Origin of the sequence: uncultured Microscilla sp. (genome assembly GCF_947493425.1) — a bacterium.
In the GTDB taxonomy this organism is placed as follows: domain Bacteria; phylum Bacteroidota; class Bacteroidia; order Cytophagales; family Microscillaceae; genus Microscilla.
Map to the genome: position 1 here is coordinate 1 of NZ_CANLRP010000345.1, position 2,915 is coordinate 2,915.

Here is a 2,915-nt window from a genome sequence, read left to right on the forward strand (position 1 = left end):
CCTTTTGCAATGAATTATGGGTATAATTAATTGAAATTCAATTTTTTATGCCCTTTTTAATTTCTACAACTTAAGTTGATTGGTTAAACTATAAGTAAGGTTGGCAAATACCGAAAAACCGCTTTGCTCGACAAAGGTGTCATCTATTGACACATAAGGGTATTGGGCAGCAATGGCAGGATCGGTAGCAAACAAGGCATTATCAACGCCAGACCTGATATTTTGCTCCTCAGTACGCTTTATATAATAACCAAATACGCCGACAAGCCAACGAAGCTTGCTATTGGGAGTATTAGAACGTACCCGGAGTTCTTCTGAGAGCGTATGTAACACACGATTACTTTGTTGCAAATTGTTGATATCAAAAGAGCTAAAATCAAACTCATCGCTACGTTTTAAATCAGTGAGTTGGTATGAACTCACCGACGTAAGCGTAAATTGGGGGGCAGTATAACTGATGCGTAAGGCATTGTTAGACGATAAGGTAAGGTAATCTCCCTGAATATTTTGATCTACCTGATAAGGATGATTTTGCTTAATCGAATCGAGTTGTTGCCCAGTAGCATTAAACCCACCCACAAATGCATAGGCTTTGTTTTCCCGGTATTCTATACCAGTAGTGAGAGAAATATCCCAGTTTTGATTGGGGTAAAACATCAGTTTGACATTTCCACTTCCCAGGCGTCGCCCTAGCAAGTCAGTATTTTGCAAAAACACATTTTCTATGTAGCCGCTTCGGGTATCATATCGTCCACTAATCCTAGCAAATAATTTATCTTTTATAATGGGCAGACTAATCCCTCCCTCTAGAGTAACCTGGTTTAGGTTGCCATAGCCTCCCGAAATGAAGCCTTTGGTTTGGTTAGAGGGATTTTGAGTAATAATATTGATAGCCCCTGCCAAAGTATTTCGTCCGTAGATGGTTCCTTGAGGACCACGCAGTACCTCGATACGTTGTATATCGGTAAGCGATGCTGGAAAAGAGGCTGTATTAAATAAAGGTACACCATCTACATACACCCCTACAACTGGAGTATCGTCAATAGTAAATATTCCTCTACTGGCCATTAAAGTAAACATTCCTCCTCCATCGTCATAAGATTGAAAGTTGGGAGAAATTCTGCCTATTTCATTGATATTGGATATTTGGAGGTTTTTTACTTTTTGAGCACTAATCGAGGCAAGTGCTCCGGGTACTTTTTGCAAATCTTCGCTTTGTTTTTGGGCAGTTACACTTACCATTTGCAATTCTTTGATATTCTCCTTGCCCTCAAAGCGAACCTGGATAGCTTGGTTAGCAATGATGGTTACTTGCTGAGGGGGCAAAATAAAACCAATGGCAGAGCATTGAACCTGATAAGTACCAGGCTTAATACCCGATAATTTAAACCTTCCTTGGTCATCTGTTACTGTTCCTTGGTGGGTCTCCACAATCAACACCGAGACAGAAGGCATAGGGTTCCCCTGCTCATCTATAATTGTACCTGAAACAGTTCCCTGGTTGGTGGTTTGTGCCATTACTCCCCAGGAAAACATTAAAAATATGGCTAATACATATTTAGTCATCTTGCTTCTTTTCTTAAATGATTGGATGGTGTTATTTAGACTTATTATAAATAACTATTATATTTGATATAAATGTAGAGAGTAATGCGCCATGCTAAATTATATCTGGCGGAATAAAATAGACGTTAAAAGGAATAAATCGGGACTTATGAAAACAAAATTGTATGCTCAGGACTTAGAAGATATTGTACTGGAAAATAAATATCCTCGAAACTACTTTGTAGACAGTGAGACAGGTATTGTTGAGAAAGAGTTTAGTGGTGACTTAATTGGCACAAAGGGTTCTTATCGGGAGATTTTTTTAGAAAATATTCATATTGGTTATGGTCATCTACAACTCAAAAACGACCTTGAACTGGTTTTTGAGAGCGATTTCGAAACGGTAGAAATGCATTTTTTGCTTCAGGGAGACACACTAAGCAAGGATAAGGAAAGCTTTTATCAGTTCAATTTTACTACCAACCAATCTAATATTATCTATGCCAACGGATTTCGTGGCAAAGCAAAATATGTTTACCAATCAAAGAGCATTAGAATATTTGAGGTAAATCTCATTCCCACATTTTTTACTAAATACTTGCCCGAAGCAAGTGAGCAGCTATACCAGTTCTTAAAACACATTGATACGAAAAACACTACTACTGTAAGCCAACATAATTATCAGATCACGCCACAAATGTACCTCATCATTCAAGATATTATTCAGTGTAACCGTGTTGGCATATTCAAAAAAATGTTCATCGAATCTAAAATAATAGAGTTGTTAATGTTGCAACTGGAACAAATCATCAATTGCGAGTGCCAGGTTTGTTCTGTGTCAAAAAAAGATCAGGAAAAAATGTATGCTGTAAGGGAAATTATTCATAAAAATATTGATAAATCTACTACTTTGATTGATTTGGCCCGTAAAGTAGGCACCAACGAATTTACCCTCAAAAAGGGTTTTAAGGAAATATTTGGCACTACTGTTTTTGGGTATTGGAATGACTTAAAGATGCAAATAGCCAAACAAATGCTGTTAAACGAAAATGCCCCTGTAAGCCGTGTTGCTGAGAAGATTGGTTACAAAAATCCTCAACATTTTACGGTTGCATTTAAGCGAAAATATGGAATTACACCAGGCAAGCTTAAGCAACAAAGGTTATAGGCATGGTTGTTCATTGAACTCTATCACCAACAGGTCAATTACGAGTTATTTAATTACGAATTACGAACGGCCGCAAAGCGATACTAAAAACTATGGTCTACAGACTCCCGACTCTGGACTAAATGACGAATGGGCGCGAAACGAAGCTAAAAAACTATGGTCTACTGACTCCCGACTCTGGACTAAATTACGAATGGGCGCA

3 protein-coding genes are annotated in these 2,915 nt (G+C 38.0%); 2 read left to right on the plus strand and 1 reads right to left on the minus strand.

The annotated features are described in order from the left end of the window. Positions 1-63: 63 nt before the first annotated feature. On the minus strand, positions 64-1,566 hold the full coding sequence (locus tag Q0954_RS33505; RefSeq protein WP_299466295.1) for a TonB-dependent receptor: 1,503 nt from the start codon (positions 1,564-1,566) through the stop codon (positions 64-66). A 148-nt stretch (positions 1,567-1,714) separates the two neighbouring features. Here Q0954_RS33505 and Q0954_RS33510 point away from each other — a divergent pair, with 148 nt between their 5' ends. Both Q0954_RS33510 and Q0954_RS33515 read left to right on the plus strand, forming a co-directional pair. After that, complete coding sequence (locus Q0954_RS33510) at positions 1,715-2,713, plus strand: AraC family transcriptional regulator (RefSeq protein WP_299466298.1); 999 nt, start codon at positions 1,715-1,717, stop codon at positions 2,711-2,713. After that, positions 2,673-2,915 (plus strand): hypothetical protein (locus Q0954_RS33515; RefSeq protein ID WP_299466301.1); only part of this gene is annotated, 243 nt, incomplete at its 3' end. The genes Q0954_RS33510 and Q0954_RS33515, both read left to right, overlap by 41 nt.